Source organism: Pseudogulbenkiania ferrooxidans 2002, from assembly GCF_000174355.1.
Taxonomy (GTDB): Bacteria; Pseudomonadota; Gammaproteobacteria; order Burkholderiales; family Chromobacteriaceae; genus Pseudogulbenkiania; species Pseudogulbenkiania ferrooxidans.
In genome coordinates this window covers 88,138-110,563 of record NZ_ACIS01000002.1, presented here as the reverse complement: position 1 = coordinate 110,563, position 22,426 = coordinate 88,138, and the positions used below count along the sequence as shown (strand labels likewise).

At 58.8% G+C, this 22,426-nt stretch carries 22 protein-coding genes and 1 pseudogene; 11 read left to right on the top strand and 12 right to left on the bottom strand.

Annotated elements, in window-relative coordinates:
• Positions 1-82 precede the first annotated feature (82 nt).
• The 4 genes from FURADRAFT_RS03240 to FURADRAFT_RS03225 are packed head-to-tail and all read right to left on the bottom strand — an operon-like array spanning position 83 to position 3,268.
• A complete protein-coding gene (locus tag FURADRAFT_RS03240; RefSeq protein ID WP_008952676.1) occupies positions 83-1,291 on the bottom strand; it encodes a pyridoxal phosphate-dependent aminotransferase in 1,209 nt (402 codons plus the stop codon).
• A complete protein-coding gene (locus FURADRAFT_RS03235) occupies positions 1,288-1,938 on the bottom strand; it encodes an RraA family protein (RefSeq protein WP_008952675.1) in 651 nt (216 codons plus the stop codon). Before FURADRAFT_RS03235 ends, FURADRAFT_RS03240 begins: the two co-directional genes overlap by 4 nt.
• On the bottom strand, positions 1,938-2,600 hold the full coding sequence (locus FURADRAFT_RS03230) for an RraA family protein (RefSeq protein ID WP_008952674.1): 663 nt from the start codon (positions 2,598-2,600) through the stop codon (positions 1,938-1,940). Before FURADRAFT_RS03230 ends, FURADRAFT_RS03235 begins: the two co-directional genes overlap by 1 nt.
• Positions 2,597-3,268, bottom strand: a complete 672-nt coding sequence (locus FURADRAFT_RS03225) for an RraA family protein (protein WP_201441918.1) — start codon at positions 3,266-3,268, stop codon at positions 2,597-2,599. Before FURADRAFT_RS03225 ends, FURADRAFT_RS03230 begins: the two co-directional genes overlap by 4 nt.
• A 104-nt stretch (positions 3,269-3,372) precedes the next feature.
• Between FURADRAFT_RS03225 and FURADRAFT_RS03220 the strand changes: the two genes are divergently transcribed.
• The gene (locus tag FURADRAFT_RS03220) at positions 3,373-4,275 is read left to right on the top strand and encodes a LysR family transcriptional regulator (protein ID WP_008952672.1); all 903 of its coding nucleotides are present in this window, start codon (positions 3,373-3,375) and stop codon (positions 4,273-4,275) included.
• Positions 4,276-4,315: 40 nt separating this feature from the next.
• Here FURADRAFT_RS03220 and FURADRAFT_RS03215 read toward each other — a convergent pair whose 3' ends face one another.
• A complete protein-coding gene (locus FURADRAFT_RS03215; protein WP_008952671.1) occupies positions 4,316-5,266 on the bottom strand; it encodes a LysR family transcriptional regulator in 951 nt (316 codons plus the stop codon).
• A 110-nt stretch (positions 5,267-5,376) separates the two neighbouring features.
• On the opposite strand from FURADRAFT_RS03215, the gene FURADRAFT_RS03210 reads away from it, so the two are divergent.
• The 9 genes from FURADRAFT_RS03210 to FURADRAFT_RS03170 all read left to right on the top strand — a co-directional run bounded on the left by FURADRAFT_RS03210 (position 5,377) and on the right by FURADRAFT_RS03170 (position 13,550).
• Positions 5,377-5,913 (top strand): thiamine pyrophosphate-binding protein, encoded by a 537-nt coding sequence (locus tag FURADRAFT_RS03210; protein WP_008952670.1) that lies wholly within the window; start codon positions 5,377-5,379, stop codon positions 5,911-5,913.
• Positions 5,913-6,503 (top strand): thiamine pyrophosphate-dependent enzyme, encoded by a 591-nt coding sequence (locus FURADRAFT_RS03205; protein WP_008952669.1) that lies wholly within the window; start codon positions 5,913-5,915, stop codon positions 6,501-6,503. The genes FURADRAFT_RS03210 and FURADRAFT_RS03205 overlap by 1 nt, the downstream gene beginning before the upstream one ends.
• A gap of 88 nt (positions 6,504-6,591) precedes the next feature.
• Positions 6,592-8,070, top strand: a complete 1,479-nt coding sequence (locus tag FURADRAFT_RS03200) for an aldehyde dehydrogenase (RefSeq protein WP_008952668.1) — start codon at positions 6,592-6,594, stop codon at positions 8,068-8,070.
• Positions 8,071-8,180: 110 nt separating this feature from the next.
• Positions 8,181-9,491 (top strand): MFS family transporter, encoded by a 1,311-nt coding sequence (locus FURADRAFT_RS03195; RefSeq protein ID WP_008952667.1) that lies wholly within the window; start codon positions 8,181-8,183, stop codon positions 9,489-9,491.
• A 43-nt stretch (positions 9,492-9,534) separates the two neighbouring features.
• Positions 9,535-10,212, top strand: coding sequence for an alpha/beta hydrolase (locus FURADRAFT_RS03190; protein WP_040652392.1), 678 nt, complete (start codon positions 9,535-9,537; stop codon positions 10,210-10,212).
• A 100-nt stretch (positions 10,213-10,312) separates the two neighbouring features.
• A complete protein-coding gene (locus FURADRAFT_RS03185) occupies positions 10,313-11,218 on the top strand; it encodes a glutamate/aspartate ABC transporter substrate-binding protein (protein ID WP_008952665.1) in 906 nt (301 codons plus the stop codon).
• 188 nt (positions 11,219-11,406) lie between these two features.
• Complete coding sequence (gene thiS / locus FURADRAFT_RS03180) at positions 11,407-11,610, top strand: sulfur carrier protein ThiS (RefSeq protein WP_008952664.1); 204 nt, start codon at positions 11,407-11,409, stop codon at positions 11,608-11,610.
• 42 nt (positions 11,611-11,652) lie between these two features.
• The gene (locus tag FURADRAFT_RS03175) at positions 11,653-12,450 is read left to right on the top strand and encodes a thiazole synthase (RefSeq protein WP_008952663.1); all 798 of its coding nucleotides are present in this window, start codon (positions 11,653-11,655) and stop codon (positions 12,448-12,450) included.
• A 281-nt stretch (positions 12,451-12,731) separates the two neighbouring features.
• The gene (locus FURADRAFT_RS03170) at positions 12,732-13,550 is read left to right on the top strand and encodes an alpha/beta fold hydrolase (protein WP_008952662.1); all 819 of its coding nucleotides are present in this window, start codon (positions 12,732-12,734) and stop codon (positions 13,548-13,550) included.
• Positions 13,551-13,624: 74 nt separating this feature from the next.
• On the opposite strand, the gene FURADRAFT_RS03165 is transcribed toward FURADRAFT_RS03170, so the two are convergent.
• From FURADRAFT_RS03165 to FURADRAFT_RS03135, 7 genes and pseudogenes are all read right to left on the bottom strand, one after another.
• Positions 13,625-14,554 (bottom strand): DMT family transporter, encoded by a 930-nt coding sequence (locus tag FURADRAFT_RS03165; protein WP_008952661.1) that lies wholly within the window; start codon positions 14,552-14,554, stop codon positions 13,625-13,627.
• 355 nt (positions 14,555-14,909) lie between these two features.
• A complete protein-coding gene (locus FURADRAFT_RS03160) occupies positions 14,910-15,146 on the bottom strand; it encodes a hypothetical protein (RefSeq protein ID WP_008952660.1) in 237 nt (78 codons plus the stop codon).
• Between the two features lie 223 nt (positions 15,147-15,369).
• The gene (locus FURADRAFT_RS03155; protein WP_008952659.1) at positions 15,370-16,218 is read right to left on the bottom strand and encodes a fumarylacetoacetate hydrolase family protein; all 849 of its coding nucleotides are present in this window, start codon (positions 16,216-16,218) and stop codon (positions 15,370-15,372) included.
• Between the two features lie 247 nt (positions 16,219-16,465).
• Positions 16,466-18,094 carry a methyl-accepting chemotaxis protein gene (locus FURADRAFT_RS03150; RefSeq protein WP_008952658.1) on the bottom strand — a complete coding sequence of 543 codons (1,629 nt, stop codon included), beginning with the start codon at positions 18,092-18,094 and terminating at the stop codon, positions 16,466-16,468.
• Positions 18,095-18,364: 270 nt separating this feature from the next.
• Positions 18,365-18,973, bottom strand: a complete 609-nt coding sequence (gene ttdB / locus FURADRAFT_RS03145; protein ID WP_008952657.1) for a L(+)-tartrate dehydratase subunit beta — start codon at positions 18,971-18,973, stop codon at positions 18,365-18,367.
• Positions 18,970-19,814: pseudogene (gene ttdA, locus FURADRAFT_RS03140) on the bottom strand (L(+)-tartrate dehydratase subunit alpha). Before ttdA ends, ttdB begins: the two are co-directional and overlap by 4 nt.
• Before the next feature lie 88 nt (positions 19,815-19,902).
• Positions 19,903-21,204 (bottom strand): MFS transporter, encoded by a 1,302-nt coding sequence (locus FURADRAFT_RS03135; RefSeq protein WP_008952654.1) that lies wholly within the window; start codon positions 21,202-21,204, stop codon positions 19,903-19,905.
• A gap of 210 nt (positions 21,205-21,414) precedes the next feature.
• Here FURADRAFT_RS03135 and FURADRAFT_RS03130 point away from each other — a divergent pair, with 210 nt between their 5' ends.
• Entirely contained in the window at positions 21,415-22,332 is a 918-nt protein-coding gene (locus tag FURADRAFT_RS03130; RefSeq protein WP_008952653.1) for a LysR family transcriptional regulator, read from the top strand.
• Positions 22,333-22,426 lie beyond the last annotated feature (94 nt).

Here is a 22,426-nt window from a genome sequence, read left to right as displayed (position 1 = left end):
GCGGCGGAAGGTGTGGAGGACTGGGATTCGTCAGGCGCTACATGACCATCATCGCAGCGCCTTTACGGACTCACGAAAGAACTCAGCGCAGCGAGTGACTGAAACGCCCGATCGCCTCGCAGGCCTGCTTTAGCGAATCGTTATCCAGCGCGTACGCGATGCGGAGGTACGGTGCCAGCCCGAAGGCGCTGCCGGGCACTACTGCCACGTTGGCTTCGTCGAGCAGTGCATTGGCCACGTCTTCGTCCGTTGCCAGCAAGGTGCCGGCCGGGGTGGTCCGCCCGAGCATCCCCTCGCACGAGGCAAAGGCATAGAAGGCCCCTCCCGGCACCGTGCAGCTGAGGCCGGGGGTGTCGTTGAGCATCTGCACCATCATGTTGCGACGCCCTTCGAACACGGCGCGGGTTTCATGGATGAAATCCTGTGGGCCGGTCAGTGCAGCCAGCGCCGCGTGCTGGGAAATGGAACACGCACCCGAGGTCTGCTGGCCTTGCAGTTTTTCCATCGCCTCGAGCAGCCAGCGCGGGCCGGTGGCGAAACCGATACGCCAGCCGGTCATCGCGTACGCCTTGGACACACCGTTCATCGTCAGCGTCCGTTCCTCCAGGCGCGGCTCGACCTGCGCGATGGTATAAAAGCGCGCGTCGTCGAAAATCAGGTGCTCGTAGATATCATCCGACAGCACCAGCACATGCGGGTTGGCCAGCAACACCTCGGCGAGCGCCGCCAGTTCTTCGTGGCTGTAGACCGCACCGGTCGGATTGGACGGCGAGTTGAGGATCAGCCAGCGCGTACGCGGGGTGATGGCCGCCACCAGGGCTTGCGGGGTCAGCTTGAAACTTGTCTCGCTGCCGCACGGCACGATGACCGACTGGGCACCGCAAAGCTGGACGATCTCGGGATAGCTCACCCAGTACGGCGCCGGCACGATGACCTCGTCGCCCTGGTTCAGCGTGGCCGCCAGGGCATTGAAGATGACCTGCTTGCCGCCTGAGCAGACGATAGTGTCCTGCCAGTCGAAATCGAGGCCGTTCTCGCGCCGGAACTTGTCGGCAATGGCTTCGCGCAGGGCGCGGATGCCGGCGACCTGGGTGTAGCGGGTGTGGCCGTTGTTGATGGCGCTGATCGCGGCGGCGCGGATATGCGTCGGGGTATCGAAGTCCGGCTCGCCCGCGCACAGCGAGATGATCTTGGCTCCCGCCGCGCGACGTGCCGCGACACGGTCCATCACTCGATAAGTGGCAGAAGACTTGGCACTGGCCAGGTGGATGTTCAGACGCTGCTCGTTCATGCCTTCTCCCTCCAGACGCCCAGCCCCATCAGCTCCAGGGTGGTGGCGCCGTTGGCTAGTTGTTTCATCATTTCCGCTTCCTTGGCGGCACGCGCCTCACCGGCGACGATCGTACGTTCGGCTTCGCCGGCGGGGATGATGACTACACCGTCATCGTCGGCCACGACCAGGTCGCCAGGCGCTACCGGCGCACCGGCGAACAGGATCGGGGAGCCGATCGACGGGGCACTGGCTTTGACAGTGCCGCGCACTGAAACGCCGCGCGCAAACACCGGGAAACCCCGCTTGGTGATGGCGGCGATGTCGCGTACCCCGCCATTTATCACCAGGCCGACCACGCCGGCCGCTTCGGCGGCAACGGTCAGTACCTCGCCCCAATAGCCGGCGATGAAGCTGCTGGCGTCAACCACCAGCACGCTGCCGCGCGGCGCGCGTTCGAGGGCAATGTGGATGGACAGGTTATCGCCCGGCGAGCACACCAGGGGGTAGGCCGGCGCCGCGATGAAGGCGCCGCTCCAGATGCTGCTAATTTGCGGGTCCACCGCGCACGGCAGGCCGGAGGCTTCATAGAGGGTGGAGCTGCCGAGCGCCTGGCAGCGCTCCGCGAAATCGGCCGGTAGCGCCGGCTGGGCAGAGTGCTGGCTCATCATGCTTTCCTTTGCAGAGTGTGGTAACCCAAGGCTTCGCGCGCTTCACTAAGCGTCTTGCCCTGCGCGATCTGGTTGCGGATTTCCGCTTCGACGGTTTCGATCTTGCGCGCCAGTTCCGCCACCTCGCGGGCACGATCACGCGGGACCACGACCACGCCGTTGGCGTCGGCCACCACGATGTCGCGTGCAGACACACGCGCCGTCCCGATCGAGACCGTGCCGTTGACGGCCTCGACCTGGACCCGGTCCTTGCCGGTGCGCATGAACCGGCCCATGGTGAACAGCGGATAGCCATCGCCCAGCGCCTTGCTGACATCGCGGCAGACGCCGTCGATCACGGTGGCGGCGATCTTTCGGCTACCGGCGTACTGGGTCATGATGTCGCCCCACACGGTGCAGTCGGTGCGCCCGTCGTTGTCGATCACCACCACGTCACCGGCGGCCACATCATCGATGAAGTCGCCCACGGTGCCGGCCGGAGTGCTCGCGGACACATACTTGACCGTGAACGCCGGGCCGACGACGACTTGCTTGTAGTTGTCGAGCGGCATGACGCCGAGGCACTGGCCCGGCAGGCCCAGCTTGTCCATCGCATCGGATACGCCCGGGGTATCCAGCCCTTGAAACAGAGCTACCAGTTCTTGATCTTCGTGATTCATTGTGCGGCTCCTACCTTGATCGCTTCGAATTCCTTGTCGTGCATCACTTCTTCCACCGAGCGGCCGCTGCGGACGGCCTGCACCATGCCGTCCTGGCGGCGGGCGATACGCTCGGCCAGGTCGAGCACTTCCTCGATGTGGGCAGCGGGGACGAACACCGTGCCGCAGTTGTCGGCGATGACGTAGTCGTTTTCGTGCACGGTCACCCCGGCGACCTGGATCGCCTGGCCGGAAGACAGCTGGATCACGCGGTTACGCGCGCTGATCATGGTCACGCCGCGTCCGTACACCGGGTAGTCGATGGACGCGCTGCCGTCGATGTCGCGGCTCATACCGTCAATGACCGAACCGCGAATCCCTTTCATTTGCGCCGCATTGGCGAGGATATCGCCCCAGCAGGAGATGCCGTCCACGCCTCCGGCGATGACCAAGACACGGTCGTTGCTGTCGATCTCGGCAATGACTGGGGAAATCAGGTGCACCGTCGGCGCGGCGTCGGTCTTCGGTCCCAGTTGTACCGTGCTGGCGCGGCCGACGATCTTGGGACAGTCCCACAGTGGGCGCAGGCCGAAGGTGGCACCGGGCAGGCGCAGGAAATCGAGCGCGTCGGACACCGTGTTGGTGTCGATTGCGGCTAGTCGATCGAGTATCGTGGACTGGCTCATCATGTCTCCGTGACAAGTGTTGCGGTCCCTGTACTTTCAGGCTTACAGTTCGATACGTAAATTCCGAAGAATGGAATGTTTCGATACGTCTAAACTATCAATAAGCCATGATCAACTTCCGACTCATACGACATCTCTGGCTGTTTCTCGCGGTCGCCGAGGAGCAGCATTTCGGCCGCGCCGCCAAACGCCTGGGGATGTCGCAACCCCCGCTGACCGAACAGATCCAGGTACTGGAACAGGCCCTGAAGGTGAAGCTGTTCGAGCGCTCACGCCGTGGCGCGCAGCTCACCCCGGTTGGGGCCGCCATCCTGCCTGCGGTGCGCAAATTCGCCGAGCAACTGGAGCGGCTGGAGCTAGCGGTCCGGGAGGCGGCAGGCGGACAGACCGGCGTGCTGACCATCGGCGCCATCACCTCGGCCATGCTGGATGTGCTGCCCGCCTTGATCGAGAAGCTGAAAGCCGACTACCCGATGCTCACGGTGTCGGTGAAGGAAATCGATAGTGTGGAAGCCCTTCCCGCGTTGGAAGCCGGGGATATTGATCTGGCATTTGCCCGATTGGAAGGGGATCTGGGGACGACGATCCGGACGATGCCGCTCATGGAGGACAAGCTGGCGGTGGCGCTCCCACGCAACCATCCGCTCGCCGAGCGGCCGGGCATCAGACTGGCGGAGTTGGCCGAAGAGAGTTTCGTGATGTTCTCGCGGCAAGTCAGCCCAGTGCATTTCGATAGCCTTGTGTCGTCCTGCCGAGGCCACGGCTTTTCGCCTCGCATCCTGCACGAGGTGCGCTCGGTGTCGTCCCAGATCGCCTTCGTCGGTTGCGGTCAGGGCATCGCGCTGGTGCCACGGGCGCTGGAACAGCTCGCCCCGGCCAACGTCGTGGTGCGGCCCTTGCTGGAAAACGTTAATGTCGTGACCACGGCCGTGGCCTGGAGCACAGCGCGGAACAATCCTCTGGTGGATACCGTCATCGAGATACTGGCGTCGGAGCGGGCTGGAGCATGAGCGAGCCGGGCACACGTCCGGTGGTGGCGAACCAGGGACATTAACGACTTGCGTGGGACTCCTCGGCTACCCAGTGCGCCGCCGTCCAGTCGCCTCGATCGATGGCGTTTTTTATTTCGGAAGTTAGCGCCTTGACGACGCAACTGACGGCCAGCGTCACCCGTCGCGTGTTGGGCAGGGCCAGCACGATTTTCCGCTGCAGTTCGGGGGAAGTTAGCGGCGCGGCCTTCAGCAAGCCCCGGGCAATGTCGTCGGCCACTGCGATGCTGGGTAGAATGGTCAGCCCATGACCAGCCAGCACCAAGTTGCGCTGAACGCTCATCGCATTGGTTTCCACCACCACTTTCACCTCCTGCTTGGCAAGGGCGAACGCGTGCTCGACCAGCGTGCGCAACGCATGAGGCGCACTCGGCAGGATCAGCGGCACCCCCGCCAATTCGGCCAAGCTCACCGGCCGCTCGGCCGCGAAATTGGACGAGGCCGGCCCGACCACCCATAAATTCTCCTCCAGCAGCGGCGACACGTTCAACATGGGCGACGGCTTGGGATCGTACAGCAGCGCCGCATCGACCTCCCCGCTTTCCAACCAGTTCTGCAGGTGCCCGGCGAAGCCGATAGAAATGCGCAGCCGCACCCCCGGATAGAGCGACGACACGGTCGTCAGCAACGGGCTCGCCAGCAAGTCGGCAGTGCTGGGTAGCAGACCAATCGTGACAATACCCTGGATCGTGGCGGAGGTCGGCTGGATTTCCGCACGGGCACGGTCGAGCTCACGCAAGGCCCGGCGCGTGTACTCGGCCAGAATCTCCCCCTGCTCGGTCAACTCCATGCCGTAGCGCCCGCGTTCGAACAGGGCGGCGCCGATATCCTCTTCCAAGAGCCGCAGTTGGCGCGACACGGCCGGCTGCACCACGTGGAGCATTTCCGCCGCCCGCGTCACGCTTCCCGTTTCCGCCACAGCGATCAAGGCACGCAGTTGCTTGATGTCCATACGCCTCCTTCAGGTATCTAGAACGCTGATGAACCCATCAAAATTTGTTATTTCAAAAACCAAGATATCACAGATTAGGATACCTAGACATATCGCACGTGGAGAAACGTATGAGCTCGACCGCAGTACAGCCACCGCAGTGGCAACAGGAAATTTTCAAGGTGCTGAAGGAAGGTGGCGTACATCAGATCGTCTATGTTCCAGACGCCGGCCACTCCCATGTCATCCGTAGTGCCATTGCCGACCCGGAGATTCAGGACGTGGTGCTCACCACCGAGGAAGAAGGGGTTGCCCTGGTCAGTGGCGCGTGGCTCGGCGGCCAGCGCGCGGTGCTGCTGATGCAGAGCAGCGGCGTGGGCAACTGCGTGAACATGTTCTCGCTGCTGGAAAGCTGTCGTTTCCCGTTTCTCACCCTCGTCACCATGCGTGGCGAATACGCCGAATTCAACCCGTGGCAAGGCCCGATGGGCAAGAACACCCAGGGCGCGCTGGAACTGATGGGCATCACTGTGATGCGTGCAGATGACCCGGAGAACGTGGGTGAAATCGTGAGCGCCGCCTACGATGCGGTGTTCCAAGCCGGCGAGCAAGTGGCCGTGCTGCTGTCGCAAAGCCTGATCGGCCGTAAGAAATGGGAGAGAAACTGATGAGCCTGCGTGAACACACCATCGATCGCCGTGAATTCGTTGCAAAGCTGATCGCGCAACTGCCGGACGCCCTGATCGTCACCGGTCTCGGTTCGGCCTCCTACGACGTTTTCGCCGCCGGCGATCGTCCCGAGAACTTCTACCTATGGGGTGCCATGGGTGGCTCCACCTCGCTAGCGCTCGGCCTGGCGCTGGCCCAGCCCGACAAATCGGTCGTCGTCATCACCGGCGACGGCGAGCAACTGATGGGCATCGGCAGCCTCGCCACCGTCGGCGCCAAACAGCCGGCCAACCTGACCATCGTGGTACTGGACAACGGCCACTTCGGCGAAACCGGCATGCAACAGAGCCACAGCAGCCTGGGTACGGACCTCGTCGCCGTGGCCAAGGGCTGCAGCATCGAGGATGCCTTCCATGTCGGCGATGTTGCCGATACCGCCAAGATCGCCGAGCGCGCCAATGCCCGCGCCGGCACCGTCTTTGCCCAAGTGGCGATCACGGCCGCGGAACCGCCGCGCGCGCTGCCGCCGCGCGATGGGGTGTACGTGAAGAACCGCTTCCGCGAAGCCCTCGGCTTCAAACCGTTCTGATCGTCCCCTACCCCATGGCGCACGCCCCGCGTGCGCCATCGAGGCACGCTTTCCAATTCATTTTTAGCCAACCAACTTTGAGGCACCTATGGAACGCTACGCGTTATTCATCGACGGTGACTTGCGTGAGCCCAGCGGCGGTGAATGGTTTACCACCGAGAACCCCTACACCGGTGAGCCTTGGGCCGAGATCGCCCGCGGCAACGCCGCCGATGTCGAACAGGCGGTCCAGGCCGCGCAACGCGCCTTTACCCAAGGCCCCTGGCCAGAGCTGTCGGCCAGCGCACGCGGCTTGCTGCTGCATCGTCTTGGCGACCTGATCGCCGAGCATGCCGAAGAACTGGCACGCATCGAAGTGCGTGACAACGGCAAGCTCTTCTCCGAGATGCGCGCCCAGCTCAACTACGTCCCCCAGTGGTTCCGCTATTACGGCGGCCTGGCGGACAAGCTGCAGGGCAGCGTCATCCCCATCGACAAGAAAGGCTACTTCAATTTCACGCGCGATGAGCCGCTCGGCGTCGTGGCCATCATCACGCCGTGGAACTCACCGCTGATGTTGCTGGCCTGGAAGTTGGCGCCGGCCTTGGCCGCCGGCTGCACGGTGGTGATCAAGCCGTCTGAATTCACCTCCGCCTCGACGGTCGCCCTAGCCAAACTCGTGTCCGAAGCAGGCATTCCACCCGGCGTGGTCAACGTGGTGACCGGTTTCGGCAACGAGGTCGGCAGCGAGCTGGTGGCCCATCCGTTGGTGCGCAAGGTCACCTTCACCGGGGCCGATTCGACCGGCCGCCGTATCAGCGAACAGGCGGCGCGTGATTTTAAGCACGTCAGCCTGGAACTAGGCGGCAAGTCGCCGAACATCATTTTCGCTGACGCCAATCTGGATGATGCCGTCAACGGCGCCATCTCTGGCATCTTTGCTGCCACCGGCCAGACCTGTATCGCGGGCTCCCGTCTGCTGGTGCAGGACTCGATCCACGACGAAATCGTCGAGCGCCTGCTCGCTCTGGCCAAGACCGCGCGCATGGGTGACCCGATGGATCCGGCGACTCAGGTCGGCCCCATCACCACACCACCCCAGTTCGAGAAGGTGCTGAGCTACATCGATATCGCCAAGCAGGAAGGCGCCACGCTGGTGCTGGGTGGAGGCGCGGCCCAACGGCCTGAATGCGGTAAGGGCTGGTTCGTCGAGCCGACCGTCTTCACCAATGTGCAAAACGACATGCGCATCGCGCAGGAAGAAGTGTTCGGCCCGGTGCTCTCCATCATCCGTTTCAAGGACGAACAGGAAGCTGTGGCGATCGCCAACGATGTCCGCTTCGGCTTGGGTGCCGGGGTGTGGACGCAGGACATGGGCAGAGCCTTCCGCATGTCTGAGCGCATCCAAGCGGGCACGGTATGGATCAACACTTACCGCGCGGTCAGCTATATGTCGCCATTCGGCGGTTACAAGGACTCCGGCATCGGACGGGAAAACGGCATCGATGCGGTCAATGAATACCTACAGAGGAAGAGCGTCTGGATCAATACCGGTGCCGAAACCGGCAATCCGTTCGTGATCCGATAACCCACATCCGGCCCCATTACCGCAACAACCTGGAGTAACCGCAGCATCCGTAAACGCACATAACGGCAATGAAGACCGGTGCATCACTGAGAAATAAAGGAGAGACATCAATGGCAGTTCAAAGCCTTACCGAAGAAGTCATCCCCCGCCCCGCCGTGGAGCGGCGTCGAATCTACGCCATTCTCAGCGCCTCTTCCGGCAACCTGGTGGAGTGGTATGACTTCTTCGTTTACTCGTTCTGCGCTCTATATTTTGCACCGGCCTTCTTTCCGAGCGACAACCCCACGACCCAACTGCTGAACACTGCGGGCGTCTTTGCCGCCGGTTTTCTGATGCGACCTGTCGGCGGCTGGGTGTTCGGCTACATCGCCGACAAATACGGCAGACGATCATCGATGATGATTTCGGTTTTGATGATGTGCTTTGGTTCACTCATGATTGCCGTGGTACCAACTTATGCCGAAATCGGCATGGCGGCCCCCGCCCTGCTGCTGCTGGCCCGGCTGTTGCAAGGCCTGTCGGTTGGCGGCGAGTACGGCACCAGTGCCACCTATATGAGCGAGGTAGCCACCGAAGGAAAACGGGGCTTTTACTCCTCGTTCCAGTACGTCACAGTGATTGGCGGTCAAGTCGTTGCCCTGTTCGTCCTGCTGGTTCTGCAGCATTTCCTGACCAACATCGAGCTCAAGGCCTGGGGCTGGCGCATTCCCTTTGCGATTGGCGCCGCCGCGGCCGTGGTAGCACTTTATCTGCGCAAATCCTTGCACGAAACCGCCGACGCCAACACGCGCCATCGCCCGGAGGCCGGGACGATTCGCGAGCTGCTGAAGCACAAGCGTGCGCTTCTCACTGTCTTTGGCTTCACGGCCGGCGGGTCGTTGTTCTACTACACCTTCACCACGTACATGCAGAAGTACCTGGTGAATACTGCCGGCATGCAGGCCAAGACCGCCAGCAATGTCATGACCGCCTCGCTCATCGTGTTCATGCTGGCCCAACCCGTGTTCGGCGCCCTGTCCGATCGCATCGGCCGGCGCACGTCGATGATCATCTTCGGCGTCTTGGCCACTCTATGCACGGTCCCGTTGCTGCACTCACTCAAGGACATCACCAATCCGTATGGCGCGTTCGGCCTGATCACGGCAGGGCTGTTGGTCATCAGCTTTTACACCTCGATCAGCGGAGTGATCAAAGCCGAGATGTTCCCGACCGAAATACGGGCACTGGGCGTCGGGCTCTCCTACGCCATCGCCAATGCGATTTTCGGCGGCTCGGCCGAATACGTCGCACTGCTGCTCAAGTCCATGGAGATGGAATCCACCTTCGCCTGGTACGTCACGATCCTGGCAGCCATTGCCACCCTCGTTGCGTACCGCATGCGTGAAACGTCTCGCGAGGGCTACCTCCGTGACGGCAGTTGAGCGGATTTAATAACTTCAGATGGGATATAAGGTGTCGTTGGACATGAATACCGTAACATCGTTGCCAGACAAGGTCCTGCTTCAGGGAAGCGCCGGCCTGATCGAGGTGTTGTGCGACAAGCCCGAGGGCTCACCCAAAGGTGTTGCCGTCATCACTCACCCCCACCCTCTGCTTGGCGGCACGGCCCAACACAAGATCCCTCACCAGCTCGCACGCCTACTGCAAGCCATGGGGTATGTCGCCTTACGTCCCAACTTCCGTGGCGTCGGCCAAACGGCAGGCACGCACGATATGGGCGTCGGAGAAGTCGACGACACCTTGGCCGTGGTGCATGCCTTTGCCGAAGCCAGCTCCCCGGCCAGCCTGATCCTCGTGGGATTTTCATTCGGCGCCTATGTGCAGGCGAAAGTGGCGGAGCGGCTGGACAAAAGTCGCCACCCGTTATCCGCCCTGGTCCTGATCGGCACCCCATTCGGGGTCATCGGCGGCGAGCGGGCCTATGACACACCGGCCGCCCCACAAGACGCCATTGTGATCCATGGCGAAAATGACGAAGTCGTGCCTCTGGCACAGGTCATGGATTGGGCCCGACCCCAAGCGCTCACGGTCGTCGCCATTCCAGACGCCAACCATTTTTTCAACAGCAAGCTCGTCGAATTGCAAGCCACCGTGAAAAAACACCTCGAAGCAGCTCTCAGGCCGCCTATTTCAGCCAGGTAAATCGCATTTGCAAGCCGTCTTCGGGACCGACCATTCGGGACACAGAAGCCCAAGCGTCTCAAGGCCCCTACATAACGTTGTCAACAAAGGAGAATTTCCCATGCGTTTGTCTACCAGCTTGATGTCCGCAGCGGCTCTGGCCGTTATCGTCGCCCATCCTGCTTTCGCGGCGGGGGAAAGCGGCACGCTAAAAAAAATCAAGGAATCGGGCACCATCGTTCTTGGCTACCGAGATTCCTCCATTCCCTTTTCTTATCTCGGCAGCGACCAGAAGCCGATTGGCTATTCCTGGGAAATCGCCAATGCCGTGGTCGAGCGGGTCAAGAAAGAGCTGAACATGCCGAACCTCGAGGTGAAGACCAACCTCGTCACCTCGCAAACCCGTATCCCTCTGGTACAGAACGGCACGGTGGACCTCGAGTGTGGCTCGACCACGAACAACCCAGAGCGCCAGCAACAGATCGATTTCTCGGTTGGCTACTTCTCGGCCAGCACCCGCCTGCTCACCCGAAAAACATCGGGCATCAAGGAGTTTCCCGATCTGAAAGGCAAGAATGTAGTGGTGACCGCGGGCTCCACATCCGAACGCCTTCTCAGAGCGATGAATGCGGAAAAGCAGATGAGCATGAACGTCATTTCCGCCAAGGATATCGGTGAATCTTTCCTGATGCTGGAATCCGGCCGTTCGGCCGCCTACATGGTGGACGACGTTCTGCTGGCGGGCGAGATCGCCAAGTCTAAGAACCCCGACGAGTGGGTCGTAACCGGCAAACCGCAGTCATTCGAGAACTATGGCTGCATGATGCGCAAGGGAGACCCCGAGTTCAAAAAGGTGGTGGACGAGACCATCAAGGGCCTGTTCAAGTCCGGCGAAATCAACAAGATCTATGCCAAGTGGTTCCAGAGCCCGATTCCGCCCAAAGGCATCAATATGCGCTTCCCCATGTCGTCTGGACTGAAATCGCTGATCGCCAAACCGACCGACAAAGCCGCCGAGCAGCTGTGATCGACATCCGTTTTCTTGTAGCTCCTCTCACGTCCTCAGACGTGCTTCCTTGGGTGTCTTTTATAAGACGCCATTTTTAACCACGTACCCGTCCTTGGTTAGCCGCCGTGCTCTATTCGTAGAGCATGGCGTTTTTTTGGTCTGCCCTTTTTCCGCCTGAATTCCGCCATATGAAGGAGACAAGCTCCATGCCGACCATCCTGGTCAACGGCAATCCCACCGAATTCACTACCCCGCTCACGCTGCGCCAGCTGCTCGAACGTCTCGAGCTGCAAGGACGGCGTGTCGCCATAGAGCGCAACGGCGAAATCCTGCCACGCAGCCGCTACGACGATACGCCCCTCGCTGCGGGAGACCTCCTGGAAATCATCATTGCCGTAGGTGGCGGCTGAGTACGAATCGTCTACCACCCCTCTTATCGAAGGAAACCTGACATGAACGACCCGCTCATCATCGCCGGCAAAGCCTATTCCTCGCGCCTCCTGGTCGGCACCGGCAAATACAAGGACTTCGCCGAAACCCGCGAGGCGGTGGACGCCGCCGGCGCAGAGATCGTCACCGTGGCGATCCGTCGCACCAACATCGGCCAGCACCCGGGCGAACAAAGCCTGCTCGACGTGCTGCCGCCGTCGCAGTACACCCTGCTGCCCAACACCGCCGGCTGCTACACCGCCGAGGACGCGGTGCGCACACTGCGCCTGGCGCGCGAGCTGCTCGACGGCCACGCGCTGGTCAAGCTCGAAGTGCTGGGCGACCCCAGCAATCTCTATCCCAACATGCCGGAAACGCTCAAGGCGGCGGAAACGCTGGTGAAGGAAGGCTTCGACGTCATGGTCTACTGCTCGGACGACCCGATCCAGGCCAAGCGGCTGGAGGAGATCGGCTGCGTCGCGGTGATGCCCCTGGCCTCGATCATCGGCTCCGGCATGGGTATCCTCAACCCGTGGAACCTGCGCCTGATCATCGACAACGCCCGAGTGCCGGTGCTGGTTGACGCCGGGGTCGGTACGGCCTCGGACGCCGCCATCGCAATGGAGCTGGGCTGCGACGCGGTGCTGATGAACTCGGCCATCGCCCACGCCCGTCAGCCGGTGCTGATGGCGAGCGCGATGAAGCACGCCGTGCGGGCCGGACGCGAGGCCTACCTCGCCGGGCGCATGCCGCGCAAGCTCTACAGCGCCGAACCCAGCTCGCCAACCAGTGGCATGATCGCTCCAGCGCGCTGTCTATGATGCCGCCTCACGCCTCCTGACCGACGCGATCGCCGTTTGGGCCCTTACACACAACGACCAAATGCTACCGCATATTGAGACGATGCTGCGGTTGGGGCCTTCTCAGTGCAGTACCACAATGCCCGCAATACCGAGTGATGTCTGGAGGTCGGAAAGCTCGATAGGTTTTCAGTATGAAACCTTTCCAGTATTAGGAATTTACAGCAAGACCGTATCACCGGAGAGTTGAGGCAAACGCCAGCCTCTGGTCGTTCTTAAATGCAGTTTGAGGAGTAACGCACGTGTCTACACAAAAAGAGTTCATCAAAGAGCAGCTCGCGCTCAACGTGGGAGGAGTCGATGTCAACGTCGCCGCCATTCATCGAAGCGGTGGACGGGAGCCCATCGTATTCCTACACGGTTTCGGATCCACCAAGGAAGACTACGCCGACATCGTGCGCCACGCCGCTTTTGCGGGGCACCCTTTTGTCGCCTACGATGCACCAGGCTGTGGAGAGACCTACTGTGCAGACCTATCGAAAATTTCTATCCCTTTTCTGCTAGAGACGGCGCTGGAAGTACTTGATCGTCTAGACATCGGCCGCTTTCATCTGGTTGGCCACTCCATGGGGGGGCTGACAGCCTTGATGCTCGCACATCACCAACAAAACAGAGTACTCAGCTTTGTCGATATCGAAGGCAATATTGCCCCCGAGGACTGCTTCCTCAGCCGACAGATCGTCGATTATCCGCAAGCAAATGCCGAGCGCTTCTTTAATGACTTCATCGAACGTACACGTCATGCCCCTGCCTATGCCAGCGCACTGTATGCGGCCAGCCTGCAGCACAAGGTGCGCGCCGGTGCCGTAAGTGGCATCTTCCAATCCATGGTGGAACTATCCGACAACGGCGATCTGATGGGCAAATTCCTTGAGCTCCCCTGCCCCAAAATGTTCATGTACGGCGATCAGAATACATCGCTCTCCTATCTGGGCCATATCCAGAGTCATGGCGTACAACTGGCGGAAATTCCCTCCTGTGGCCATTTCCCTATGTACTCGAATCCTGTTGTGATGTGGGAAAGGATTGCCTCGTTCCAGGCGCGTGCTAGCAGGGGTTAATGAACAAAAGAAAGAGCCCTCGAAAACGAGGGCTTTGTGTTTGGTCATTCAGCTTCGGTTTTGGCGGACAAGTCTCATTTGCTACTGCTGACCAACCCCACTCCACTGATCACTAGCCCCGCTCCAACTATCTGCAACACGCTCAGGTTCTCGCCGAGTACCAGCCAGCCCAGAGCCATGGTCAGGACGGGACCCAAGGTACCGACAGAGGCGGCCTTGCCCGCGCCCAACTGGCGAATTGCCATATTCATACACAACAAAGGCAAGGCAGTGCTGAACACCCCCATGGCGAGCCCGATCAGGTACACCGGGGCGGGTAGCTGCAACGCGGCCAAGGGCATCGTCACGGCAAAATGGATGAAGACGGCGATACAGGCTACCAGCGTGGCCAGCGCCGTGAAACGGGTGGCTCCGAAACGGGCAATCGCCTCGCCAGAGCCAACCAAATATAATGCAAAGCTCACCGCGCTGGCGAGAACCCAAGACAGGCCAAACAGGGCTTGGTGTATAAGTTCAGCATCGCGCAAGTCTTGCACGAAGGCCAGTACGACGCCGAGATAAGCGAGCACGACTCCCCACCAAACCTTGGCTGGGTAGCGCTTACCCAGCCACAGTACCGAGATGAACAGTACCAGCGTCGGGTAGAGATACAATGTCAGCCGCTCAAGCGCCGCCGAGACGAAGCGCAGTCCGACGAAGTCCAACCAGCTGGACAAGTAATAGCCGAGTAACCCTAGCACTACCAGTTGCCGCCAGTCGCGCCAGGTCAACTGGTCCACGTCTGCCTGTGTACTTTGCAGAGCCAACAGCAGGAAAAACGGTAAGGCAAATGCCATGCGCAGCACCAGTAAGGCTTCGGCACTGGCGCCGTAGCGATAACCCATCTTGACGAAGATGGCCTTAGCGGAAAACCCGATGGCCGCCAGCGCCGCCAGAATCATCCCCTTATTTTTTGCATACGCGTGGCGCCATTCAAGCCGCGCCAACGATTCGATACCGTCCATTCAAGCTCCTTATGCGGCTATTATGGCGCGATGCTTCACGGACCTCGTTTGCTATTGGCAAAGCTGGGGTTCACGATATATGAACACACAGCACAAGGCTCGGTTTTCTCAACCCTAAATGGGGTTGAATGTGGACTCCGGGCGATTTGGTCTGGTCTGCCCGCTCTTCGTGGATAGTCAGCTTTAGTTAGATGACAAATTAGAGATAGGCCGTGCAACCATTCAGAAGACTGCTTCACTCGGAAACCTGCCAGGGAGGTTACGCATACAACACGGCCGAAGCGGTCTCTCAGCATGGTGGAGAGTAACGGCCGGTATTCACAGAATTTCGGGCATGCCCGTGTCTGACTAACTTTCAGTGAGGCGGGATCCAGTGCACCCCGGTCGACTCCATTGCCACTGAAGTGATACCCAACGCCTTGAGCCAGGCAGCCAGAGCATGCAGGTCCTGCGTAAAACTGCGGAAGGAGCGTACCGGTTGGTCGTCACGCTCAGGCGATACCGCGACAACGTGAAATTGGGCGCCGATGTCGATACCGGCAGCATCTGGATGGACGATCGCCAGCTCAGCAGCGGATGGATGGGTGGACATGATGACTCTCCAGCAAGACAACGTTTGCCGAAGCGGGGGATGGCGGAATGTTCACCTTCCTAACCGGCCTCCACGAAAGTCGGGGCGGTTCAGTTGTATTGTCGTGCATGTTTTATGAAAAAAAGCCAGCCTTAAACCAAGGCTGGCAAGCTATGGATTCAAAAATGAATTTCCTATATTAATTCACACTGAGGAGCATGAAACTCTGCGTCCCGATAAAAAATTAGACTGACGCCAATTGAACTGTATTGCGCAATGTCCCGATTCGCTCGATACAGACCTCAATGGTGTCTCCTTCCTTGAGAAACAACGGTGGGATCCGTTTTTTGCCAACACCACCAGGAGAGCCGGTTAGGATGACATCTCCTGGAGATAGGGCACTGAAGGTACTGATGTACTCAATGAGGTTGGGGATTTGGTGAATCATGCTACTAGTCCGGTCGCTCTGCACCTTGCATCCGTTTAGATAGGTTTCAATGGTGAGATTATGGGGATCAGTAATTTCATCGGCGGTGACGAGCCAGGGGCCGAAGGCACCAGTGCGTGGCCAGTTTTTCCCTGCGGTAAACCAGCTGTGCTGCCAGTCGCGTACACTGCCATCCATATAGCAACTATAGCCTGCAACATGGCTCATAGCCTCTTGACGGGCAATATTTTTCCCTGCCTTACCGATTACAATCGCCAGCTCGCCTTCGTAATCCAGCTCATTGGACTGAGCAGGCTTGAGTATAATGTCCTCATGCCCCGTTTGCGAATCGGGAAACCGGATGAATAAAGTAGGCGCGGAATTGCTTTCATTGAATTCCAGTCGTTTTTCTTGGTAATTCATACCGACACCGAAAATTTTGTTTGGCAGCTCAATAACGGGAAGATAGGTTACTTCATTTGATTGATAGTCGGCAGGATAACTTTCAAACTCCTTCAAAATGGAGGTCATCCCGAATGCAAGTATCGCTTTCAGGTCGGCATAATCTTTTGCCAAATATTGGCCGATATCCACGACCCCACGATCAGTGAATAAACCATAACTTTTCCGATTGTCTTTTCTTTCAATAAAACTGATCAATTTCACGTTTTAAACTCCTAAAGACATAGAGGCAAGGTGCTCTAAAACGGCAGCATTATTCGGTATGGAATGGCTTATTTATCAGGCTAGGCAATCTCTATATTTCACCCATAGTCCTGGTAAAATAAACCCTATCCGTTTGTAAAGAAATTTATCGGCTGGAGTGAGTCGAGATGTATTTCCACAACAGCCAATGACTTCCTCATAATAATGAAGGATCTTGGTGTGGCTTTCCAAAAATTCATTATTGAAATTACACTTTGAATAGCTCAACTGATTCATGAAGCCGATCAGACAGCAGTTTCATCTGACAGGCCAATTCCTCACTCGATTGAATCGCCCGATGATTGTCATCCGCCATCTGGGCAATCTGCTCGACATTCAGCGCGATATCCTGACTCGCTTCTGCCTGACCCTGCACCGATGTGGCCATCACCATCACTTCTTGACTGGTTTGCTCAACCGATTCGCCAGAAGCAGACAGAACGCAGATCACCGAATCCAAATACTGCCGACTGGCATGAAGAGCATGCTGACCACTTTTGAGGAATGTCTCGACAGTGGTCGATTGGCGATTAAGGGTGGCGGTAATTTCATCAATACGGCAGGCGGAGCTAGCCGACTCCTCAGCTAGCTTTCTTACTTCATCGGCAACCACCGCAAAGCCACGGCCAGCCTCGCCCGCACGCGCGGCTTCGATGGCCGCATTAAGTGCCAACAAGTTGGTCTGTTCGGCTATTGATTTGACCTGTCCGGTCATATCTGTGATGGACCGGACACTGGCGACAAACTTGTGAACCGAAATGGCGATATCCTCAACGGATTGCTCAGTATTGCGGATTTCCCCCTCCATCAGACTCATCGCCCGATTGCCCTCCTGCACCTGAGCATGGCCGGCCTGCGTCAGTTCCAGCAATTGATTGGCACGTTGGCTGATCGAGGCAATCCCGGTAGATATCTGTTCCACAGCTACCGCCGTAGATGCTGCCGTAGTGCTTTGTGTTTGCGAACGTTGTGCAATTTGTTTCGATGCGCTAGCTATCTGGGCTGTCATATTGGCAGCCTCCTCCGCTTGAACCCGCACCCTCTTGACTGCCTTGGCGAGTCCGTCAGACATCTCGCCCAAGGCCCTCAGCAAATTACCTGTTTCATCGGAGGCGCATGTCTTGAACTTGACCGTCAGATCACCAGCAGCCACTTGGTAAGCCACTTCAATGGCCTGCCTCAAGGGGCGTGTGATGCTCCTAGCGATGGCCCAAGCAGCAATGATGCCCAGCAACACTGCACCTACCCCAAGAATCAGCATCCAGATGCGACTCTCACGGTAGACTCCATCGACATAGCGAGCATGGGAGTCGACCTCACGCCGCTGTAGCCTGAGAAACGCCTGCATTTTCTCGAGATAGCTCTTTGAAGCCGGAAGGAATTGACTGTGAAATAACTGTTCAGCCAGCTCACCCCGACCCGCCTTCTTGGCATTGGTCATGCTGTCTCGAGCTTGAAGAAAACGTTGTCGTTTCTGCCTAATTTCTGCAAATAAAGCTTGTTCTTCTTTCAAATACAACAAAGCTTCTATCTGCTTTTGCAGAATATTATTTTGTTGGGTTGAGTACTTCTGATCTTCGGCGAAGAACTGAGCAAGGCTTTCATCCTTGCTGATAGCAACTGCCGTGCTACGACGGACCCCGGCGACGATATTAGTGTACCAATCGCTTACTAGGCGCTCTTTGGCTATCGGGACCTGCACCATTCCTTGGGTGGCCAGTGCAACCTCATGTAAGCGCCATACACCCAGCGCGGTAATAGTTATCAAGAGACTCAGCACCAAGGCAAAACCAACTCCCAGACGCTGGCCCACAGTCAAATTGAACTTAAAGCGCATCCTGTCTCACTCAAGATTTTTGTGAAAAGAATTCTGGGGCTTGCCTGTGGCCCGATTACCTGCAGGGTTAGTACCCAATTTGATCGTTTCTCAGTCGCCACCTTCGAACAGATTTCGAAATCAGGTCTGCCGATTGTTTGACACCCGGATCGAAATTGACGTAGGGAATGTAGATGTACACGGTACGTGCCCAGCAACATGAAGTGATTCAGAGGATGCGGCGCGCGGGTGGATGACCCGTCGCGCCGCCGATGGCGCCGGAAAAGCTGGTTACTTAATAAAGCTAAGTTGCTTGCTGATCCGCTCGAGGATCGGCTTTTTCTTCGCTTGGAACTCGGCCTTGTTCTGCTGGATCAGGTTGTTGCCCTTGGTGTCGATCGAGATGATCAGCGGCCCGAATTCCCTGACCCGGTTGATCCAGAGGGTCTCCGGCATGCCCAGATCCTGCCACTCGGCGCCTTCGATCTCTTCCACTTGCGTGGCCGCCAGCACGGCACAGCCGCCCGGGAAAATGGCATGGACCGCCTTGTTCTCCTGGCAGCCCGCAGCCGTTTCTGGCCCCATGCCGCCCTTACCGACGATCAGCTTGACGCCGGTCTGCTTGATGAACTCGCGCTCGAATTTCTCCATGCGCATGCTGGTGGTCGGGCCGATGGAAACCATCTCGAAAGTGCCGTCCTCCTTCTTGCGCACGATCGGGCCGGCGTGGAAGATCGCGCCGCCTTCGAGATCGACCGGCAGTTCGCGACCCTGTTCGATCAGGCGGCGGTGCGCCACGTCGCGGCAGGTCACCAGGCGCCCGGTGAGATAGACAACGTCGCCGACGTTGAGGCTTTCCAGATCTTCGTCCTTAATGGGGGTCGTCAGAATCTTTTTCACAGCACCACTCCTTCGTGGGAAAGGATTTCATAGGATAGGTCGGCGTTAATTCGGATCTTGCCGCGGCGATGCGCCCAGCAGCCGGTGTTGACGGCGACACCGATGGTGGAGGGGTGACGGGCAGACGATTCGATGTTCACGCCCATCACACTGTTGTTGCCGGTCAGGCCTTGCGGACCGATGCCGACTTCGTTCAGGCCCTGCTCAAGCAACTCTTCCATCAATGCTGCACGGGGATTCGAACTCTTGGAGTCGACCGGGCGCATGATCGCCAGCTTGGACAGGCGCGCAGCCGTCTCGACCGAAGTGGAGACGCCGACGCCGACCAGCAGCGGCGGACAGGCATTGACTCCACGCTCGGTGATGACGTCCATAACGAATTCCGCGACGCCCTCGTAGCCCTGGCCGCCGCGCCCGGCAAGGTGCAACCGCCGCCAGCCATGTAGACGTCGATGGTACAGCTATCGAGCTCCGGGACGATTCGCCAGTCCAGCCAGGGAATGTTGGTACCGGTGTTAGTGCCGGTGTTCTTTTCGTCGAAAGTTTCGACGGCGTTGTGGCGCAGCGGACCGATGCGGGTGGCTTCAGCAGTCGCTTCCTGAAGGATTTCCTCCAGTTCGCCGAGCAGCGGGAAGTTGGCGCCGGCCTCGACGAAGTACTGGATGACGCCGGTGTCCTGGCAGCTGGGGCGATTCAGCCTGTCTGCTGCTTCCTGGTTGCCGGCCATGGAGTCGTAGATCGACTTGGCCAGCGGGTTGGTTTCCATCGTACGCAGGTCGGCCAGCTTTGCCTTGACGTCCTTGGGCAGGCGCTTGCCAATGTAGGCCGTGAACTTGGCCATCACGTCCGTCAGGGACTGGACTGCAGCTTCCTTGTCCATTGGGTACTCCTTTACAAATACATTTGGTGGTGGGATGGGTACTACTTGGTCATCGGGCTGTGGCGTTGGCCGTCACCGTCACCGGCTTCGCCGAGCGCGCCAGCACCAGGGTCAGAACGGCGGAGAGCACCAGCAAACCGGAGACGAAGTACAAGCCGCCGGCGAAGCTGCCAGTCTGATCCTTGGTCCAGCCAATCATTGCCGGGCCAACAAAGCCGCCGAGGTTGCCGATCGAGTTGATGGTGGCGATGCCGGTCGCGGCAGCGGCGCCGGACAGGAAGGCGGTCGGCATACTCCAAAGTGGCGGCTTGGCACAGCTGATTCCGATGTTGACCAGGGTCAGGGCGGCAATCAGGCCGATGATGCTGTTGGAGCCTGCGGCAACCACCAGCCCCACCGCCGCAGCCAGACACGCCAGGATGACGTGCCAGGTGCGCTCACCGGTACGATCCGAATGGCGGGACCACCAGACCATGGCGATGACAGAGATAATCGGCGGAATCGCGTTCAGGAAGCCCACGGTCATCGACGACACGCCCAGCTGCTTGATGATCTGCGGCGCCCAGATACCGAGGGTGTACAGACCGGCCGAGGTACCGAAATAGATCATCGCCAGTGCCAGCACGCGGGGATTGGCCAGGCCGCTGAGGATGCCGTGCTTCGCGTCGGCGGCCTTGCGGGAATTTTCTTCGGCCATGGTTTGGATCAGCCACGTACGCTCATCCTCCTTCAGCCATTTCGCCTGCTCGGGCTTGTCGGTCATGAAGAAGAACACGGCCACGCCGAGGATGAATGCCGGTACCGCTTCGATGATGAAGAGCCACTGCCAGCCAGCCAGACCCATGACGCCGTGCATCTCCAACAACGCCGCGGAAATCGGCGAGCCCAGTGCAGTCGAGATCGGTGCCGCGGCCATGAACAAGGCCGTCACGCCGGCACGGTGGCGCGCCGGGAACCAGTAGCTGAGGTACAGGATGATGCCGGGGAAGAAGCCCGCTTCTGCAGCACCCAGCAGGAAACGGATCACGTAAAAACTGGTCGGCCCCTCGACGAAGGCCATCGCCCCGGAAATGATGCCCCACGTGACCATGACGCGGGCGATCCACAACCGCGCCCCGACCTTGTGCAGGACGATGTTGGAGGGCACCTCAAACAGGAAGTAGCCCCAGAAGAAGATGCCGGCACCGAAGCCGAGGATCGAGGCGGTGAAGCCTAAATCTTCCTTCATGGTCAGCGCGGCAAAGCCAATATTTACCCGGTCAATGTAGGCGATGAAATACAACAACATGATGAAGGGCACAATGCGCCAGCTGATGCGCCGCAAAGTGCGCTTTTCAATATCCATCTCCATGGAACGTCTCCTCTTTCTTTGTTAACTCACCGTTGCCAATGACAACGAACTCTCTACCGTCTTGTGCGGCTTGATTGACAGTCCTCGATCCGATGTCTCGAATCGAGCGGCGCCCCGCCTGGTGCAACTTGAAGTGGAGAGTAGAGCTTTTCCAAAAGAGATGAATCGATGTAAAGTTAAAATATCATTGCAAAAAATTTAACAATCACCATGAACTCAGAACTAGCCTTCTTCTGTCTGCTGGTCAAGCAGGGCAGTCTGACCGCGACCGCACGCGAATTGAATCTGACCCCGCCTGCGGTATCCCGTCGCTTAGCTCAATTGGAGGAGCGACTGGGCGTACGCCTCTTGAACCGGACAACACGCAGAATTAGCCTAACTAGCGAAGGCGAGGTCTACTTCCAGAATGCGATGCGCATCCTTAGCGAAATCGATGAAATGGAGCAGTTGGTATCCAGTAGCCGAGCCGCCCCGAAAGGCCACCTACGGGTCAATGCGCCGCTGGGTTTCGGGCGCTCTTATATCGGCCCAGCCATTTCGGCATTTGCGAAGAACTATCCAGATGTGGAGGTGCAGTTGCTACTTACAGACCGGCCAGTCAGTCTGCCGGACGACGCAATTGACGTGTCCATCCGCTTCGGAGACATACCGGACTCTCGCCTGATTGCAAAAAAGATTGCCGGCAATCGCCGTTTGTTGGTTGCCTCGCCAAACTATCTGCGTGCAATCGGAATACCATCGAACCCTCATGATCTGACAAAACATCAATGTATCGTGCTGCGGCAAAACGAATATGCCTATGGCAACTGGCGTTTGAGCCGGGGAAAACTGACTGAGACCATCAAAGTGAATGGCAAGTTAAGCACTAACGATGGGGAGGTCGCCCTCAACTGGGCTCTAGAGGGGCACGGCATTCTGATGCGAGCCGAATGGGATGTAGCCAAGTACCTGAGAAGCGGCCGGCTAGTACAAGTTCTAGCTGATTACGACACCCCGTCGGCCGATATCTACGCCGTCTATCCGGAAAGGCTGAATCTATCGGCCAAGGTCGCCTATTTTGTCGAGCATCTGCGGGACTACCTGAGCCAACATGCCGATAGCCCGAACCAAGCAAGCTCAAACTGGTAGTGAACCGCTCCGAATCGACTAGGGGGGCGGCAGAAATTTTGTGTTGGCGCGCGTTGAAAATTGACCATTTGGAGGTGCGGACAAAAACTTGGAC

Coding starts and splice junctions, on each gene's coding strand:
- FURADRAFT_RS03230 (WP_008952674.1), bottom strand. CDS start 2,600: ATGAATCACGAAGATCAAGAACTGGTAGCTCTGTTTCAAGGGCTGGAT.
- FURADRAFT_RS03150 (WP_008952658.1), bottom strand. CDS start 18,094: ATGCGCTTTAAGTTCAATTTGACTGTGGGCCAGCGTCTGGGAGTTGGT.
- FURADRAFT_RS03225 (WP_201441918.1), bottom strand. CDS start 3,268: ATGATGAGCCAGTCCACGATACTCGATCGACTAGCCGCAATCGACACC.
- FURADRAFT_RS03160 (WP_008952660.1), bottom strand. CDS start 15,146: ATGTCCACCCATCCATCCGCTGCTGAGCTGGCGATCGTCCATCCAGAT.
- thiS (WP_008952664.1), top strand. CDS start 11,407: ATGCCGACCATCCTGGTCAACGGCAATCCCACCGAATTCACTACCCCG.
- FURADRAFT_RS03210 (WP_008952670.1), top strand. CDS start 5,377: ATGAGCTCGACCGCAGTACAGCCACCGCAGTGGCAACAGGAAATTTTC.
- FURADRAFT_RS03185 (WP_008952665.1), top strand. CDS start 10,313: ATGCGTTTGTCTACCAGCTTGATGTCCGCAGCGGCTCTGGCCGTTATC.
- FURADRAFT_RS03200 (WP_008952668.1), top strand. CDS start 6,592: ATGGAACGCTACGCGTTATTCATCGACGGTGACTTGCGTGAGCCCAGC.
- FURADRAFT_RS03235 (WP_008952675.1), bottom strand. CDS start 1,938: ATGAGCCAGCACTCTGCCCAGCCGGCGCTACCGGCCGATTTCGCGGAG.
- FURADRAFT_RS03190 (WP_040652392.1), top strand. CDS start 9,535: ATGAATACCGTAACATCGTTGCCAGACAAGGTCCTGCTTCAGGGAAGC.
- FURADRAFT_RS03240 (WP_008952676.1), bottom strand. CDS start 1,291: ATGAACGAGCAGCGTCTGAACATCCACCTGGCCAGTGCCAAGTCTTCT.
- FURADRAFT_RS03215 (WP_008952671.1), bottom strand. CDS start 5,266: ATGGACATCAAGCAACTGCGTGCCTTGATCGCTGTGGCGGAAACGGGA.
- FURADRAFT_RS03130 (WP_008952653.1), top strand. CDS start 21,415: ATGAACTCAGAACTAGCCTTCTTCTGTCTGCTGGTCAAGCAGGGCAGT.
- FURADRAFT_RS03220 (WP_008952672.1), top strand. CDS start 3,373: ATGATCAACTTCCGACTCATACGACATCTCTGGCTGTTTCTCGCGGTC.
- FURADRAFT_RS03175 (WP_008952663.1), top strand. CDS start 11,653: ATGAACGACCCGCTCATCATCGCCGGCAAAGCCTATTCCTCGCGCCTC.
- FURADRAFT_RS03165 (WP_008952661.1), bottom strand. CDS start 14,554: ATGGACGGTATCGAATCGTTGGCGCGGCTTGAATGGCGCCACGCGTAT.
- FURADRAFT_RS03205 (WP_008952669.1), top strand. CDS start 5,913: ATGAGCCTGCGTGAACACACCATCGATCGCCGTGAATTCGTTGCAAAG.
- FURADRAFT_RS03195 (WP_008952667.1), top strand. CDS start 8,181: ATGGCAGTTCAAAGCCTTACCGAAGAAGTCATCCCCCGCCCCGCCGTG.
- FURADRAFT_RS03135 (WP_008952654.1), bottom strand. CDS start 21,204: ATGGAGATGGATATTGAAAAGCGCACTTTGCGGCGCATCAGCTGGCGC.